Source organism: Sphingopyxis indica (assembly GCF_032879645.1).
GTDB lineage: Bacteria > Pseudomonadota > Alphaproteobacteria > Sphingomonadales > Sphingomonadaceae > Sphingopyxis > Sphingopyxis indica.
This window is the reverse complement of record NZ_CP076394.1, coordinates 3,065,160-3,081,410: the sequence shown is the minus strand read 5'-3', so window position 1 is coordinate 3,081,410 and position 16,251 is coordinate 3,065,160. Positions and strand designations below refer to the sequence as shown.

14 protein-coding genes are annotated in these 16,251 nt (G+C 65.1%); 5 read left to right on the top strand and 9 right to left on the bottom strand.

Annotated features, from left to right (window positions below):
- Window position 1: 1 nt before the first annotated feature.
- Entirely contained in the window at window positions 2-604 is a 603-nt protein-coding gene (locus tag KNJ79_RS14440) for an HD domain-containing protein (RefSeq protein WP_317151609.1), read from the top strand.
- Window positions 605-694: 90 nt separating this feature from the next.
- Here KNJ79_RS14440 and KNJ79_RS14435 read toward each other — a convergent pair whose 3' ends face one another.
- Window positions 695-1,498 (bottom strand): enoyl-CoA hydratase-related protein, encoded by an 804-nt coding sequence (locus KNJ79_RS14435; protein ID WP_317151608.1) that lies wholly within the window; start codon window positions 1,496-1,498, stop codon window positions 695-697.
- A gap of 176 nt (window positions 1,499-1,674) precedes the next feature.
- Between KNJ79_RS14435 and KNJ79_RS14430 the strand changes: the two genes are divergently transcribed.
- Complete coding sequence (locus KNJ79_RS14430; protein ID WP_245836548.1) at window positions 1,675-3,072, top strand: methyl-accepting chemotaxis protein; 1,398 nt, start codon at window positions 1,675-1,677, stop codon at window positions 3,070-3,072.
- On the opposite strand, the gene KNJ79_RS14425 is transcribed toward KNJ79_RS14430, so the two are convergent.
- From KNJ79_RS14425 to KNJ79_RS14390, 8 genes are all read right to left on the bottom strand, one after another.
- Window positions 3,063-3,491 (bottom strand): GFA family protein, encoded by a 429-nt coding sequence (locus KNJ79_RS14425; RefSeq protein WP_317151607.1) that lies wholly within the window; start codon window positions 3,489-3,491, stop codon window positions 3,063-3,065. The genes KNJ79_RS14430 and KNJ79_RS14425 overlap by 10 nt on opposite strands.
- A gap of 2 nt (window positions 3,492-3,493) precedes the next feature.
- On the bottom strand, window positions 3,494-4,339 hold the full coding sequence (locus tag KNJ79_RS14420; RefSeq protein WP_089214961.1) for an AAA family ATPase: 846 nt from the start codon (window positions 4,337-4,339) through the stop codon (window positions 3,494-3,496).
- A 248-nt stretch (window positions 4,340-4,587) separates the two neighbouring features.
- The gene (locus KNJ79_RS14415; protein ID WP_317151606.1) at window positions 4,588-5,259 is read right to left on the bottom strand and encodes a DUF6975 family protein; all 672 of its coding nucleotides are present in this window, start codon (window positions 5,257-5,259) and stop codon (window positions 4,588-4,590) included.
- 283 nt (window positions 5,260-5,542) lie between these two features.
- Window positions 5,543-5,878 carry a PspC domain-containing protein gene (locus tag KNJ79_RS14410; RefSeq protein WP_317151605.1) on the bottom strand — a complete coding sequence of 112 codons (336 nt, stop codon included), beginning with the start codon at window positions 5,876-5,878 and terminating at the stop codon, window positions 5,543-5,545.
- Between the two features lie 308 nt (window positions 5,879-6,186).
- Window positions 6,187-8,196: an RNA polymerase sigma factor RpoD gene (rpoD, locus tag KNJ79_RS14405; protein WP_317151604.1), complete on the bottom strand. Its 2,010-nt coding sequence runs from the start codon at window positions 8,194-8,196 to the stop codon at window positions 6,187-6,189.
- A 35-nt stretch (window positions 8,197-8,231) separates the two neighbouring features.
- Window positions 8,232-10,118: a DNA primase gene (gene dnaG, locus KNJ79_RS14400; protein ID WP_317151603.1), complete on the bottom strand. Its 1,887-nt coding sequence runs from the start codon at window positions 10,116-10,118 to the stop codon at window positions 8,232-8,234.
- A gap of 64 nt (window positions 10,119-10,182) precedes the next feature.
- Complete coding sequence (locus KNJ79_RS14395; RefSeq protein ID WP_317151602.1) at window positions 10,183-10,575, bottom strand: endonuclease domain-containing protein; 393 nt, start codon at window positions 10,573-10,575, stop codon at window positions 10,183-10,185.
- Between the two features lie 120 nt (window positions 10,576-10,695).
- Window positions 10,696-11,148 carry a GatB/YqeY domain-containing protein gene (locus KNJ79_RS14390; RefSeq protein ID WP_317151601.1) on the bottom strand — a complete coding sequence of 151 codons (453 nt, stop codon included), beginning with the start codon at window positions 11,146-11,148 and terminating at the stop codon, window positions 10,696-10,698.
- 131 nt (window positions 11,149-11,279) lie between these two features.
- Here KNJ79_RS14390 and carA point away from each other — a divergent pair, with 131 nt between their 5' ends.
- The 3 genes from carA to carB are packed head-to-tail and all read left to right on the top strand — an operon-like array spanning window position 11,280 to window position 16,242.
- Window positions 11,280-12,551, top strand: a complete 1,272-nt coding sequence (carA, locus tag KNJ79_RS14385; RefSeq protein ID WP_317151600.1) for a glutamine-hydrolyzing carbamoyl-phosphate synthase small subunit — start codon at window positions 11,280-11,282, stop codon at window positions 12,549-12,551.
- 8 nt (window positions 12,552-12,559) lie between these two features.
- Complete coding sequence (locus KNJ79_RS14380; protein WP_317151599.1) at window positions 12,560-12,910, top strand: ribonuclease E inhibitor RraB; 351 nt, start codon at window positions 12,560-12,562, stop codon at window positions 12,908-12,910.
- Window positions 12,910-16,242, top strand: a complete 3,333-nt coding sequence (gene carB / locus KNJ79_RS14375; RefSeq protein ID WP_317151598.1) for a carbamoyl-phosphate synthase large subunit — start codon at window positions 12,910-12,912, stop codon at window positions 16,240-16,242. The genes KNJ79_RS14380 and carB overlap by 1 nt, the downstream gene beginning before the upstream one ends.
- Window positions 16,243-16,251 lie beyond the last annotated feature (9 nt).

The following is a 16,251-nucleotide window of genomic DNA, read 5'->3' as shown; positions in this document are numbered from 1 at the left end:
AATGAACGACATGACGCACCCGCGCGCCAAATTCCGCGCGATGACCGAAGGCACGCAGGAAGACTGGGACATCATCGCCGCCGAGCAGAAGGCGTTTGCTCCGGACAACGGCGCGCGCATCCTTCAGCATCTGAAGCTGCTCGCGGGCGACTATGGCGGCTTTCCGGTCGACCGGCTGACGCATTGCCTGCAGACCGCGACGCGCGCGCATCGCGACGGGCGCGACGAGGAATATGTCGTGATGGCGCTGCTCCACGACATCGGCGACACGCTCGGCGCCTTCAACCACCCCGATATCGCCGCGGCGATCCTCAAGCCCTTCCTGTCGGAAGAGAATCATTGGATCGTCCAGCATCACGGCATCTTCCAGGGCCATTATTTCTTCCACTATATCGGCCTCGACCGCGACATGCGCGACCAGTTCGCCGGCCATCCCTATGCCGCCGCCTGCGCCGAATTCTGCGAGAAATACGATCAGCCCGCCTTCGATCCCGACTATGACACGCTTCCGCTCGATTTTTTCGAGCCGATGGTGATGCGGCTGTGCGCGCGGCCGAAGCAGAGCATCTATAAAAAGGTGATGACCGAAGAGCCGGCCGAATAAAAAACAGGCCCCGGCCGATACGGCCGGGGCCCAGTTCCTTAGGAACTCGTCGAGACCCCGGTTTGCGCCGGGGTCTTGTTCGTTTCGGGCTTATTGACCCTTGAACGCGGGCTTGCGCTTCTGCTGGAAGGCCATGATGCCTTCCATCGCGTCGGCGCTGTTGCCCGCGACATATTGCCCCATCGCTTCGGCGTCGAGCGTGTCGGAAAGGCTTTGTGTGAGGGCGCCGCGCAGCACCTTGCGCATCGTGCCGAGGGCCACCGTCGGGCCGTTCGCGAGCCGTTTCGCCAGCGCGCGCGCCTCGTCCATCAGCGCCTCGTCATCGACCGCCTTGTAGATCAGGCCCCAATCGGCGGCCTGTTCGGCGCCGATCTTTTCGCCGAGCATCATCATCTGCGCGGCGCGCGGCAGGCCGACGAGGCGCGGCAGCAGCCACGACGAGCCGCCGTCGGGGATCAGCCCGATGTTGACGAAGGCCTGCAGGAAATAGGCGCTCTTGCCCGCGATGGTGAAATCGCCCGACAATGCGAAGCTGCATCCGACACCCGCCGCCGGGCCGTTGACCGCGGTGACCACCGGAATGTCGAGATTGGCGAGGGCGAGCAGCATCGGGTTGTAGTGGTTGCGCAGCGCCTTGCGGCTGTTCGCGCCGCCGCCGACGGCCGACGCGGTGCGGTCGCCCGCGAGGTCGGCACCCGAACAGAAGCCGCGGCCTTCGCCGGTGATGAGCAGCGCGCGCGCGCCGAGCACGCCCATCCAGTCGAGCGCCGCGCGGATGTCGTCGGCCATCGCGGGCGGCATCGAATTGAGCCGCTCGGGCCGATTGAGCGTGATCGTCGCGACGTTGTCGGCGACGTCGAGCCTGATCGTGTCGAAGGTCGGGATGTCGGTCATGGGGAAGAATCCTCTCGCGAGCTGCTTTACCTTTACGTTCACGTAAAGTTGTGGCCGATTCGCCGGACGAGTGCAAGCGCTTTGGCCGGGCGGACGACGCGCGGCAGGCCGGTCCATTGACGCCCGGTTAACCAATGTCGGGCATAGCATCGCGATCAAATCACGTGGGTGGCGCAATGAAACATGATCCGATCAATCCGGCGCAGCCAGTGCTCGACCAGTCGGTCGCGAGCGACTGCGGCGAGCTCGCCGTTGGCTGCAGCGAAGCCGCGGGCCGGATCAAGCGCGCGACCGACCAGATGGACCGCCAGATTTCCGAACTCGGACGGCTCGAGGATTATGTCGTCAGCCTGGAGGCCGACCAGCGCCAGATCGCCGATTCGACCGACGAGGCGAAGCTGCTTTCGGCGCGGGCGTGCGAACAGCTCGACGCGGGGGCCGAACGCGTCAACGCTGCGGTCACCGAATTCCGTTCGGTTATCGACCTCGTCGCACGGCTCGGCACCCATGTCACCAACTTCGCCGCGGTCATGGAGCAGGTGCAGCAGGTCAGCCAGTCGATCGAGCAGATTGCGAAGACCACCAACATGCTCGCGCTCAACGCCGCGATCGAGGCCGAGCGCGCGGGCGACGCCGGGCGCACCTTCGCGGTCGTCGCCGCCGAGGTGAAGAAGCTCGCGCAGAATACGCGCGGCGCGACCGACGAAATTCGCCGCTCGATCGGCAGTCTCGCGACCGAAGCGAGCGGGCTCGTCACCGAGATCCAGTCGGGGGTCGAGCAATCGAGCCGCGCCGAGGCGCAGTTCGAAACGATCACTGATGCCTTGCACGACGCGACGCACCTCGTCGCGCTGCTCGACGATCAGAGCGACCGCATCGCGCAATCGAGCGCGATGGTCCATGCCAATGGCGCGAAGGTGCGCGAGGCGATGGACCGCGTCGTGACGTCGGTGCGCGAAAATGGCGCGACCCTCAACGCCACGCGCGATTCGATCCTGTCGATGGAGCATGTGTCGAACCGCATGTTCAACGCGGTGATCTCCGCAGGGGTCAGTCCGCGCGATTCGGCGATCGTTGACCTTGCTTCGACAGTTCGCGACGAGTTCGTCGCCCTAGCCGAAGCCGCACTCGCCAAGGGGGAGCTGACGATGGAGCAGCTCTTCGACACCAATTATGTGCGCGTTCCGAACTCGAACCCCGAGCGCTTCCGTACGACGCTTTGCGACTGGGCCGACGCCAACTGGCGACCACTGTTCGACCGCGTCGTTGCCAACCATCCTGAAATCAAGATGTCGTCGGCGGGCGACATGAACGGCTTTCTGCCGACGCATATCACCGACTGCTCGCGCACGCCGACCGGCGAGATCGAGCATGACACCGCGCATTGCCGCAACGGCCGCATCCTGTTCGACGAGACCGACGCTGCGGCGAAGCGTAGCACTGCGCCCTTCTTCATGACCGTCTATCGGCAGGAGGGCGACGGTATCAACTATATCACGGTGCGCAACGTCTATATGCCCGCGGTCATTGGCGGACGCCGTTGGGGCGATGTCGAGGTCGCCTATCAGCTCTGAGGCAAAGCCGGCGGCGGAAGGGGCGCTGCTGGATATCGTTCCAGAGCGGGGTCGATCGCAGCCCAAGCCGGCGCTTCCTGCGTCCAGATTGCCATCTCTGGCTTCAGGTCGTGCGGACGGTCGAATATCCCGATGCGCACGGCGCGCATATGCGGACGGATATCGGCGCCCGCGAACACATGCGTCGCGCAGGCCGGGCAGAAATACCACCGTATCTCGGTCCCGCTATCGGCGATGTAGCTGTTCGACGCCAGCTCGCCGGTGAGAATGATGTCATCGGTGCGAAAGAAGGCGTTGTGCATCGGGCCGCCACCGGCGAGTTTCTGGCAATGACTGCACCAGCACTGGCGTGCCGCAAGTGCGGGGCTGGCGATTTCAACGCGCACCGCGCCGCACGCGCAGCTTCCCGTATAGGCCATCCCTAGCTCCCCTGACGCCGCGCCATGAAGGCGAGCTTTTCGAACAGCATCACATCCTGCTCATTCTTGAGCAGCGCGCCGTGGAGCGGCGGGATCGCCTTGCCGACATCGCGGTTCTGGAGCACTTCGAGCGGCATGTCCTCGGCGAGCAGCAGCTTGAGCCAGTCGATCAGCTCGCTCGTCGAGGGCTTTTTCTTGAGCCCCGGGACGTCGCGCACGTCGTAGAAAATATCCATCGCGCGGCTCACCAGCGTCTTCTGGATGCCCGGGAAATGGACTTCGACGATCTCAGCCATCGTGTCGCGGTCGGGGAATTTGATGTAATGGAAAAAGCAGCGGCGCAGGAAAGCGTCGGGCAGTTCCTTTTCATTGTTCGAGGTGATGACGACGATCGGGCGCTCCTTCGCGGTGATCGTCTCGTCGGTCTCGTACACATGGAACGCCATGCGATCGAGTTCCTGAAGCAGGTCGTTCGGAAATTCGATGTCGGCCTTGTCGATCTCGTCGATCAGCAGCACCGGGAGCTGCGGCGAGGTGAAAGCCTCCCACAGCTTGCCCTTCTTGATATAGTTGCGGATGTCGTGGACGCGCTCTTCGCCGAGCTGGCCGTCGCGCAGCCGCGCGACCGCGTCATATTCATAAAGGCCCTGCTGGGCCTTGGTCGTCGATTTGATGTTCCAGCTGATCAGCGGCGCGTCGAACGCCTTCGCGACCTCTTCGGCGAGCACGGTCTTGCCGGTGCCGGGTTCGCCCTTCACCAGCAGCGGGCGGCGCAGCATCGTCGCGGCGTTGACCGCGACCTTCAGATCCTCGGTTGCGATATAGGCGCTGGTGCCTTCGAAGCGCATGGGCGGAGAACCTTTCCCTTAACGTGAACGTCAACTCGGGATCGGCATAGCGGCGGGAGGGGGAGGGCGCAAGCATGGGCTGGCACCCCTCCCGCAAGCGGGAGGGGCAGCGAGACTTGGTTCGGCGGAGCCGGACCTAGCCGCAGCGGGGTGGGCATGATCGCGGTGTGGCTGGCCCACCCCGCTGCGGCTAGCGAGCAAGCTCGCAAGCCTCTCTACCCCTCCCGCAAGCGGGAGGGGAAATCTTGTCAGCTATGCGCCCGCGCGGCGGCGCGTGCGGCGAGGAGGTCCCACAGGCCGCTGTGCTGCGCGATCAGCTGCTGCGCGCCGAAGCTCATCGCGCGCTCGGTCGCGGGGCCGTCGGCGACGGCGGCGGCGAGGCGCGCGGTGTCGCGCAGGTCGGGAAGGGCGCAGCGCTGCGGCGACAGGTCGAGCCGCTGGGCGCTGATGTCGAGCAGCACGCGGATCGTGCGCCAGTCGAGCGTCAGGGCGATCGCGGCGCCGATCGCGCAGCCGTGGCGATCGGATTCGGCGAGCATGTCGAGCGCCTTGCACTGGGCGGCGACCGCGGCTTCGCACTGGTCCTGCCCGGGCGTGCTCGGGACGGGGCCGACCGCCGCGGCGATCTTCGACAGGAAGGCGCGTTCCTGCGCAAAGGCCTGCGCGGCCTCGTCGAGCCAGCGGCGCGCCGGGCTGTCGACCGCCTTGCGCGCGGCGCCGTCGATCACGCCTGGGTACCGGCCGTGGAGCAGGCAGATAAAGTGAACGGCGTCCGCCAGATTCCGCATCGCGTCGGCGCCGCTCGACAGCGCGCCCGACTTGACGTGCGGATGCGCACCGGTGCCCTCGCTGGCGACGAGTGCATCGAGCAGGTCGGCGACGCCGCGCGTCGGGGTCTGGAGCGGGATCGGTTGGCTCAACGCTTCTTCCTCACTGGTCGCAGCATGGTCGGACCGCGCGCGATAATGGCAAGGGATGGCTTTAGGCCAACGTCGTAAACGTCGCGTTTATGCGCCGGACGGAATTGCGTCGTCGCTGTGCCAGTCGGGGACGGGCCGGGGGAAAAATGCGACAAAGGACCGGCGGGCCTTGTCTGGCCAGCCGGTCCTTTCGATGCGGCCCGCGGATGGAAGGCCGCAAAAAGGCCGGGGCGGCGTAGCGGGGAGAGGGATGCCCGCCGGCCCCGGCAATCCGGCAATAATGTCAGGCGGCGAGCGCCATTTCGTCGCGCTTTTCGGCGGGTGCGTCGCCTTCGATCGCGGTCATCGCCGAGGGCGCGGCTTCGGCCTTGCGCGCCGGAAAGAGCAGGCGCGCGGCGAGCACGACGCCGCCGAGCAGGAAATAGGCCATGAAGGTCTGCACGGGGAAGAAGAAGAGCGGCGCGATGAACGCGAGGCGGAGCCACAGCGGGTTGAAGCCGAAGTCCTGGCCCACGGCCTCGCAGATCCCGAAGAAGGTGTCGCGGCGGCGGAAGAGATTGGTGGTTTCGTTGTCCATGGTTTCGTCTTTCGTCTTGGCGGCGGGCCTTCCCGCGCTCATGTCCCCTTCTCCGCAAGGGATGTGCCAAATTCTAAGATGCCCGATTTTCCGATGATTTTAGGCCTGCGTCCGGTTTTTGGCACGCGGGCGGGGCGGGAATTTTCCCCATCATTCGGGAAATGACACCATCGAATCCTGTCTTCATCATGAGGCGCCGAAAGGCGGGAGAGTGCAACGCGGCCCCTTAGGGAACGCGCGTGCCGTCCCTACAAGGCCGCATGGCGATGCGGGCAGCCGATTAGACCGGCCACCCTTGATTTTCGATGAATGGGCGAAGGGCGGCAGGGCGACGCTGCGCCCGCGCGCCCCTACTGGTCGAGGAAGCTGCGCATCTTGCGCGACCGCGACGGGTGCTTCAGCTTGCGCAGCGCCTTCGCCTCGATCTGGCGGATGCGCTCGCGCGTCACGCTGAACTGCTGCCCGACCTCTTCGAGCGTATGGTCGGTGTTCATGCCGATGCCGAAGCGCATGCGCAGCACGCGCTCCTCGCGCGGGGTGAGCGAAGCCAGAACGCGCGTCACCGTTTCCTTGAGGTTCGACTGCACCGCGGCGTCGACCGGGATGATCGCATTCTTGTCCTCGATGAAATCGCCGAGGTGGCTGTCTTCCTCGTCGCCGATCGGCGTTTCGAGGCTGATCGGCTCCTTGGCGATCTTCATCACCTTGCGCACCTTTTCGAGCGGCATCGACAGGCGCTCGGCCATTTCCTCCGGCGTCGGCTCGCGGCCGCTTTCGTGGAGGAACTGGCGGCTGCACCGCACCAGCTTGTTGATCGTCTCGATCATATGCACCGGGATGCGGATCGTGCGCGCCTGGTCGGCGATCGAGCGGGTGATCGCCTGACGAATCCACCAGGTCGCATAAGTGCTGAACTTGTAGCCGCGGCGATATTCGAACTTGTCGACCGCCTTCATCAGGCCGATATTGCCTTCCTGGATCAGGTCGAGGAACTGCAGCCCGCGGTTGGTATATTTCTTGGCGATCGAGATGACGAGGCGCAGATTCGCCTCGACCATTTCCTTCTTGGCGATGCGCGCCTCGCGCTCGCCCTTCTGGACCATGTTCACGACGCGGCGGAATTCGGCCAGGCTCATGCCCGCGGCCTGCGCGATCTCGCTGATCTCGGTGCGGATGCGGTCGACCGCGGCGGCCTCATTTTCGGCGAAGGCGGCCCATTTCTTGTCGATCCCGCCGACTTCGTCGAGCCAATTCTCTTCGAGTTCGCGGCCGATATAATGGTCGAGGAACGACTTGCGCGGCACCTTGTGGCGCTCGGCGAGGCGCAGCATCTGGCCGCCGAGCGCGGTCAGACGGCGGTTGTAGCTGTAGAGCTGGTCGACCAGATATTCGATCTTGGTGCCGTGGAACTGCACGCTTTCGACCTGCGCGGTCAGTTCTTCGCGCAGCTTGTGATATTTCTTTTCCGACGCCGCGGGAAATTCCTCGCCCGCCGACAGCGCCTCGAGCCGCGCGTCCTGCAGCTTCTGGAACGCCTTGAAGCTCTTGGTGATCGCCGCGAATTTCTCGAGCGCGTCGGGCTTGAGCAATTCCTCCATCGCGGCGAGGCTCAGCGTATTGTCCTCATCGTCGTCGTCGAAGCCTTCGCGCTTCTTGGCCGACCCTTCGCCATCCTCGTCGTCGCCATCGGCTTCGGGCTCGTCCTCGACCTCGTCGTCGTCCTTGAACGAGACGCCGGCGTTCTTTTCGCTGATTTCGCCGTCGTCCTCTTCCTCTTCGTCGAGGTTTTCGGGCGCCGGATCCTTGGTCAGCATCGCTTCCAAATCGACGATTTCGCGCAGCTGCATGTCGCCATTGTTGAGCGCGTTCGACCATTCGATGATCGCGTTGAAGGTCAGCGGGCTTTCGCACAGGCCGAGGATCATCGTGTCGCGGCCCGCCTCGATGCGCTTTGCGATCGCGATTTCGCCTTCGCGGCTGAGCAGTTCGACCGCGCCCATCTCGCGCAGATACATGCGCACCGGGTCGTCGGTGCGGTCGACCGTTTCCTTCTTCTTCTCGACCGCGGGGTTCGACACCGACCCTGTGCCGGCGGAAACGTCGACCTCGTCGTCGGTTTCCTGCTCGGCCTCTTCCTGGACGTCCTCGTCGCTTTCGACGATGTTCACGCCCATGTCGGAGATCGCCGACATGATGTCCTCGATCTGCTCGGACGACATCTGGTCCTGCGGCAGCGCCTCGTTCAATTCGTCATAGGTGAGGTAGCCGCGCTTCTTGCCGCGCGCGATCAGCTTCTTGACGTCGGCTTCGTTGAGGTCGATCAGCGGAGCATCGGTTTCGGCGTTGGTCTTGGTGGCCATCTATTCTTCCTGCCTAAAGGGCATAAACTCAAATATCAGCGCTGGCTGTTTTCGGTCAGCGCAGCCAGCCGGCGGGTCAAATCCTCGTCCATCGCGCGCAGTTTCTGCTGTCGCGCATGGCCTTCGTCGTCCATCGTGCGCATATAATCCGCGGTTGCTTCTGCGAGCCGCGCACGGATTTCCGGCTGGGTCACCAGCACGCCGATATATTCGTCGAGGTCGCGAAGCGCGGTTTCCCGCGCCGCATCGGCCCCTTCGCCGTCTTCCAGCCGTCGAGTGAACGAGAAGTGCATTCCATCGGCTCTGAGCAGCGTCGTCGCCCTATTATACACTTTCATCGGCTCCAATATGGCAAGCAACCCCTCGCAATCAAGCCCTTCCTGAGCGATTGCGTTGTCAAGCATCGCCGCGAGCAGTTCGGCGTCGGCCGGATTGCCGATCGTCAGCCGCGACAAGTCCTCCTCGTGCCGCGCCAGCGCTTCGGGATAGCGCAGCAATCCGCCGATCAGCGCCGCGATATAAGGCGCGGCGATGCCGGCTTCGCCGATCGAACGCGTTTCTGCCCCCGGAGGTTGCAATCGCGGGTCGGGAAGGAAGCGCCGTCCGCCGCCGCGCTGGTGTCCCGAAGGCGCCCACGGCACGCGCGGGCCGCGCTCGGGCCGGGCGCGCGCGAACAGCGCATCGAGCCGTTCGCGAAACGCCTCGCGATAATGGTGCCGCACGTCGGGGTCCTGAATCGCATCGGCGTGGGCGAGCAGCCGCGTCTTGAGCGCCGCGCGTTCCTCGGGCGTCGTCAGCGGCGCCGCCGCGACCTCGTGCGCCCACAGGCGCTCGACGAGCGGCTGCGCCTCCTCGAGGATCGCGGCAAAGCCCTCGGCACCCTTCGCGCGGACGAGGTCGTCGGGGTCCTGCCCCGCCGGCAGCGTCGCGAAGGCAAGGCTGAAGCCGGGGCGGAGGAGGGGGAGCGCGCGCATCGCGGCGCGCATCGCCGCCTTTTGCCCCGCGGCGTCGCCGTCGAAGCAAAGGAGCGGGACGGGCACCATCCGCCAGAGCATTCCTAGCTGGTTCTCGGTAAGCGCGGTGCCGAGCGGCGCGACCGCGTCGGCGATCCCCGCCTCGGCGAGCGCGATCACGTCCATATAGCCTTCGACGACGATCACGCGGTCGGTCTGCCGCGACGCGGGGCTGGCCTTGTCGAGATTGAAGAGGGTGCGTCCCTTGTCGAACAGCGGGGTGTCGGGCGAGTTCAGATATTTAGGCTCGCCATCGCCGAGAATGCGCCCGCCAAAGGCGATCACCCGGCCGCGCGCGTCGCGGATCGGGATCATCAGGCGCCCGCGAAAGCGGTCATAGGGCTCCTTGTCGTCGACCGAAATCAGCATGCCCGATTCGACGAGCATCGCGGTCGGGAATTTCTTGAGCGCCTCTTTGAGCGCGGTGCGGCTGCCTGGCGCAAGGCCGAAGCCGAAGGCGCGCCGCGTCGCCTCCGAAATGCCGCGCTTCGCCAAATAGTCGCGCGCGGGCGCGCCGTTCGCGCTATCCAGCTGCTGCACGAACCATTCCGCCGCCGCCTGCGTCACGTCGCGCAGGCTCGCCTGCGCCTCGGCCTTTTTCGCCGCGCGCGGGTCGGGCGCGGGAACCTCCATCCCCGCCTCGCCGGCGAGTTCCTTCACCGCATCCATGAACGACAGCCCGCGCTGGTCGGTCATCCAGCGGATCGCATCGCCATGCGCGCCGCAGCCGAAGCAGTGATAGAAGCCCTTCTCGTCGTTGATCGTGAAGCTGGGCGTCTTTTCGTTATGGAAGGGGCAGCACGCCTTATACTCGCGGCCCGCGCGGGTGATCTTCACCGTGCGACCGATGAGGGTCGACAGGGTGATGCGCGAACGCAGTTCGTCGAGCCATTGGGGGGTGAGGGTCATCAGCGTGGCATGCCCACCCCCAACCCCTCCCGCAAGCGGGAGGGGAGAAGAGTCACGTTCGCGGTCATATGTCCCCCTCCCGCTTGCGGGAGGGGTTAGGGGTGGGCAGATGGGCAAGCTGCCGCTCGATCTCGCGCACCACGCCGTCTATATTTCCCATCACATCGCTGTTCGTAAAGCGAAGGACTCGGTAGCCGCTTTCCGTCAGCCAATTGTCGCGATGTACGTCATGGGTTTGGCGCATGTCGTGCGAATGTCCGTCCAGTTCGATGACCAAATGGGCTTCGCGGCAAAGGAAATCGGCAAAATAGGGGCCGACGGGCATTTGGCGGCTGAATTTCCAACCAGCGACTTTTCGTCGCGATAGGCAGCGCCACAGCGTTCGCTCGGCTGGCGTGGCGGCGTTGCGCAACTCCCTGGCGCGCGGCGTGTCGCGGGGCTGAAACTGTCCGTCCATCCTAGGGCGTATGCCCACCCCCGACCCCTCCCGCAAGCGGGAGGGGAGAAGTAAGATCGCTGCCGTTGCTCCCTTCCCGCTTGCGAGCAGGGCCAAGGGAGGACAGCGCTTGCCGGAAGCTCAGCCCAAAGCCCCCTTCACCCACGCGCTCGCCTTGCTCATGTCGAGCTGGCTGCCGTGGCGTTCCTTCACCGCCGCCATCACGCGGCCCATGTCCTTGACGCTCGTTGCGCCGAGTTCGGCGACGATCGCCGCGATCGCGGCCTTGGCTTCGTCCTCGCCCATCTGCGCGGGCAGGAAATCCTCGATCACCGCGACCTCGGCGGCTTCGGCGTCGGCGAGTTCCTGGCGGCCGCCCTGTTCGTACATCGCGATCGATTCGCGGCGCTGCTTGACCATCTTTTGCAGGACATCGGTGACCAGCACATCGTCGTCGGCGGGCGCGGTGCCGGTCCTGAGTTCGATGTCGCGGTCCTTGATCTTCGCCAGCATCAGCCGGATCGTGCCCAGCCGCGCCTTGTCGCCGGCCTTCATCGCGGCGACCTGCGCAGCCTTGATGTCATCGCGAATCATGCGTGTCCCCATGCGCTGCCATTTCGGAAAGAAGTCTCTTTAGCGACAAGATTCATAATCCGATAGCTTGTGAATCACTTTTTTGCCTACTAGTTGGTCGGCCGTTTAGCCTTCCGACCGGAGCACGAGAAATGGCCCCCGCCACGCCCAAAGCCACGCCCGAAACCCAGCCCGCCGGCGCCACGGGCGTCCTTGTCCTTGCCGACGGCACGATCGTCTGGGGGCAGGGCTATGGCGCGACCGGCGCCGGGGTCGGCGAAATCTGCTTCAACACTTCGATGACCGGCTATCAGGAGATACTGACCGATCCGAGCTATGCGGGGCAGATCGTCACCTTCACCTTTCCGCATATCGGCAATGTCGGCGCGAACCCGGAGGATGTCGAGCGCGACCGGCGTGCGGCGATCGGTGCGATCACGCGCGAGCTGCCGACCGCGCCCAGCAATTTCCGCAGCCATATGCCGCTGCCCGAATGGATGGAATCGCAAGGGCTGATCGGCCTCGCCGGCATCGACACGCGCGCGCTCACGCGGCGCATCCGCGATGCGGGGGCGCCGAACGGGGTGATCGCGCACAGCCCCGACGGCAAGTTCGATATCGACGAGCTGCTCGCCATGGCGCGCGGCTGGCCGGGGCTCGAGGGGATGGATCTGGCGAAGGAGGTCAGCCGAGGAGATACGGGCGAGTGGGATGCTGGGACATGGGAATTGGGCAAGGGCTACCAGTCCCCCTCCCGCTTGCGGGAGGGGGCGGGGGAGGGCATGTCGACCTCCGCCTCCACCGAAACAGGTCCTCCCCCACCCCCTCCCGCAAGCGGGAGGGGAGATGATCGCCCCCATGTCGTCGCGATCGACTATGGCGCGAAGGACAATATCTTCCGCAACCTGGTAAAGGCCGGCGCGCGCGTCACCGTGGTGCCCGCGACCGCGAGCCTCGACGAGGTGCTGGCGCTGGAGCCCGCGGGCGTGTTCCTCTCGAACGGCCCCGGCGACCCCGCGGCGACAGGCACCTATGCGGTGCCGGTGATCCGGGGGCTGCTGGAGCGCGACATTCCGATCTTCGGCATCTGCCTCGGCCACCAGATGCTCGCGATCGCGGCGGGGGCAAAAACGGTGAAGATGCACCAGGGCCACCGCGGCGCGAACCACCCGGTACAGCGCGTCGGCGGCGATTTCGCCGACGGCGTGGTCGAGATCACCAGCATGAACCACGGCTTCGCGGTCGACGCCGCGACGCTGCCCGCGGGCGTGGTCGAGACGCACAAGAGCCTGTTCGACGGATCGAACTGCGGCATCGCGATCACGGGGAAGCAGGCGTTCAGCGTCCAATATCACCCTGAGGCGAGCCCCGGGCCACAGGATAGTTTCTATCTGTTCGAGAAGTTCGTGGGCGGGCTGAAGTGAACTCTGAGATGGGTCTTCCCGAGAAGTGGGATGAGGTCTGGGCGGCGGATCTCGATGTCCTGCAAAATTTGCGCGAGAATGGCGATTTACCGGACGTCCCGCGCGAGATTGACGTTTCCTTTCGCGGTCCGATGGACGCGCTCCGGCGGCTCCAAGCGGCGTGTGAGAATTTCGGCTTTACCGTGCAGGAGTTCATCGAGGCCGACGAGGAGGGCGAGCCTTGGTTGTTTTTGGTCCGAACGCAAACGACGGACAATGAAGCAATTCGCGACCTGACGATGACTTATTTGCAAATCGAGGACAGTTTCGGCGTCGAGTGCGACGGTTGGGGCTGCGTGGCCCAGACGGAAAAAGAATAATGCCCAAAAGAACCGACATCCAATCCATCCTCGTCATCGGCGCCGGCCCGATCGTTATCGGTCAAGCGTGCGAGTTCGACTATTCGGGGACGCAGGCGATCAAGGCGCTGAAGGAGGAGGGCTATCGCATCGTCCTCGTCAACTCCAACCCGGCGACGATCATGACCGATCCCGACCTCGCCGACGCCACCTATGTCGAGCCGATCACGCCCGAGATCGTCGCGAAGATCATCGAAAAGGAGACCACCGCGTTTCCGGGTGGTTGGGCGGTGCTGCCGACGATGGGCGGGCAAACCGCGCTCAACACCGCGCTCGCGCTGTTCAACGACGGCACCTTGACCAAATATGGCGTCGAGATGATCGGCGCCGATGCCGAGGCGATCGACAAGGCCGAGGACCGGCAGAAGTTCCGCGACGCGATGGACAAGATCGGGCTGGAAAGCGCGCGCTCGGGCGTCGCGCACACGCTCGACGAAGCCTTCGCGGTGCTCGAACGCACCGGGCTTCCCGCGATCATCCGTCCGTCCTTCACCTTGGGCGGCACCGGCGGCGGCATCGCGTATAACCGCGAGGAATTCGAGCATATCGTCCGCGGCGGCCTGATCGCCTCGCCGACCACCGAAGTCCTGATCGAGGAATCGCTCCTCGGCTGGAAAGAATATGAGATGGAGGTGGTGCGCGACCGCAACGACAATTGCATCATCATCTGTTCGATCGAGAATGTCGATCCGATGGGCGTCCACACGGGCGACAGCATCACCGTCGCCCCTGCGCTGACGCTGACCGACAAGGAATATCAGATCATGCGGAGCGCGAGCATCGCGGTGCTGCGCGAGATCGGGGTCGAGACGGGCGGGTCGAACGTCCAGTTCGCGGTCAATCCCAAGGACGGCCGCCTGATCGTGATCGAGATGAACCCGCGCGTGTCGCGCTCGTCGGCGCTGGCGTCGAAGGCGACGGGTTTCCCGATCGCCAAGGTCGCGGCGAAGCTCGCGGTCGGCTACACGCTCGACGAGATTATGAACGACATCACCGGCGTGACCCCGGCGTCGTTCGAGCCGACGATCGACTATGTCGTCACCAAGATCCCGCGCTTCGCCTTCGAAAAATTCAAGGGGTCCGAACCCCTGCTCTCGACCGCGATGAAGTCGGTGGGCGAGGTGATGGCGATCGGCCGCACGATTCACGAATCGCTGCAAAAGGCGCTGCGCGGGCTGGAGACGGGCCTCTCGGGCTTCAACTTCGTCGACCGGCTCGCCGGCGCGAGCTACGAGCAATTGAAGAGCGAACTCGCGCGGCGCACTCCCGACCGGCTGCTCAATACGGCGCAGGCGATCCGCGAAGGGCTGGCGCTCGAGGAGATCAACCGCATCGCGGGCTATGACATGTGGTTCCTCGAACGCATCGCCGAAATCGTCGCCGCCGAAAATGCGGTGATGAAGGATGGCTTGCCGCGCGACGCCGAAGGCTTGCGCAAGCTCAAGGCCATGGGCTTTTCGGACAAGCGGCTCGCTTATCTGGCGCTCCAGTCGGCGCATCTTCGGAACGGCGGGCGCGGCGTCGCGCACGGCACCGGGCTGATCCACGAAACGGTCAAGGCGATGACCGGCGGTGTCACCGAGGCAGAGGTGCGCGCGCTACGTCATAAACTCGGCGTGCGCCCCGTCTACAAGACGATCGACACCTGCGCCGCCGAATTTCGTGCGCAGACCCCCTATCTCTATTCGACCTATGAAGCGCCGAGCTTTGGCGAGCCCGAGAATGAAGCCAATCCGTCCGACCGCAAAAAGGTCGTGATCCTGGGCGGCGGGCCGAACCGGATCGGGCAGGGGATCGAGTTCGACTATTGCTGCTGCCACGCCTGCTTCGCGCTCGACGAGGTCGGCTATGAAACGATCATGGTCAACTGCAACCCCGAAACGGTGTCGACCGATTATGACACGTCGGACCGCCTCTATTTCGAGCCGCTGACCGTCGAGGATGTGCTCGAAATATTGCACGTCGAAATGTCGAAGGGCACGCTCGCCGGGGTGATCGTCCAGTTCGGCGGCCAGACGCCGCTCAAGCTCGCGGGCGCGCTCGAGGAAGCGGGTATCCCGATCCTCGGCACCTCGCCCGACGCGATCGACCTCGCCGAAGACCGCGAACGCTTTGCGGCGCTCGTCAACAGGCTGGGCCTGAAGCAGCCCGAGAACGGCATCGCGCGCAGCCGCGAGGAAGCGATCGCGGTCGCGTCGCGCATCGGCTATCCGGTGCTCACGCGGCCCTCCTATGTCCTTGGCGGCCGCGCCATGGAGATTGTCGACGACCAGGCGCAGCTCGAAAACTACATCGAGACCGCGGTGCAGGTGTCGGGGGATTCGCCGGTGCTGATCGACCGCTATCTGCGCGACGCGATCGAGGTCGACGTCGATGCGCTGTGCGACGGAACCGATGTCGTCGTTGCGGGCGTGCTCCAGCATATCGAGGAGGCCGGCGTCCATTCGGGCGACAGCGCCTGCTCGATCCCGCCCTACAGCCTGCCCGCCGGCATCATCGCCGAGATCGAGCGCCAGACCGACGCGCTCGCGCGCGCGCTTGGCGTGCGCGGGCTGATGAATGTGCAATATGCGGTGAAGGACGGCGAAGTCTATCTGATCGAGGTCAACCCGCGCGCGAGCCGCACGGTGCCCTTCGTCGCCAAGGCGGTCGGATCGCCGATCGCCAAGATCGCGGCGCGGGTGATGGCGGGCGAGAAGCTCGCCGACCTGCCGAAGATCAACCGCGACATCAAGCATGTTGCGGTGAAAGAGGCGGTCTTTCCCTTCGCGCGCTTTCCCGGCACCGACCCGGTGCTGAGCCCCGAGATGAAGTCCACCGGCGAAGTCATGGGAATCGACAGCGATTTCAACCTCGCCTTTGCGAAGGCGCAGCTCGGCGCGGGCGACCGCCTGCCGACCGACGGGCGGCTGTTCGTGTCGGTCAAGGACAGCGACAAGCCGCGCATCGTGCCCGCAGTGAGGAAGCTCGCCGACCGGGGTTGGCAGGTGATCGCAACCGGCGGCACCGCCGACTATCTGGCCGGGCAGGGAATCGCGGTCGAGCGCGTGAACAAGGTCGCCGAAGGGCGCCCGCACATCGTCGACCGGATCAAGGACGGCGACGTCCAGCTGATCTTCAACACCACCGAGGGATGGCAGAGCTTGCAGGATTCGCAGTCGATCCGCGCTTCGGCGCTCGCCGCCGACATCGCCTATTATACGACCGCCGCAGCGAGCGAGGCGGCGGCCGAGGCGATCGGGGCGCTGCGCGCACGGTCCCTTGAAGTGAAGCCGCTTCAGGACTATTATTGAGGCACCGCT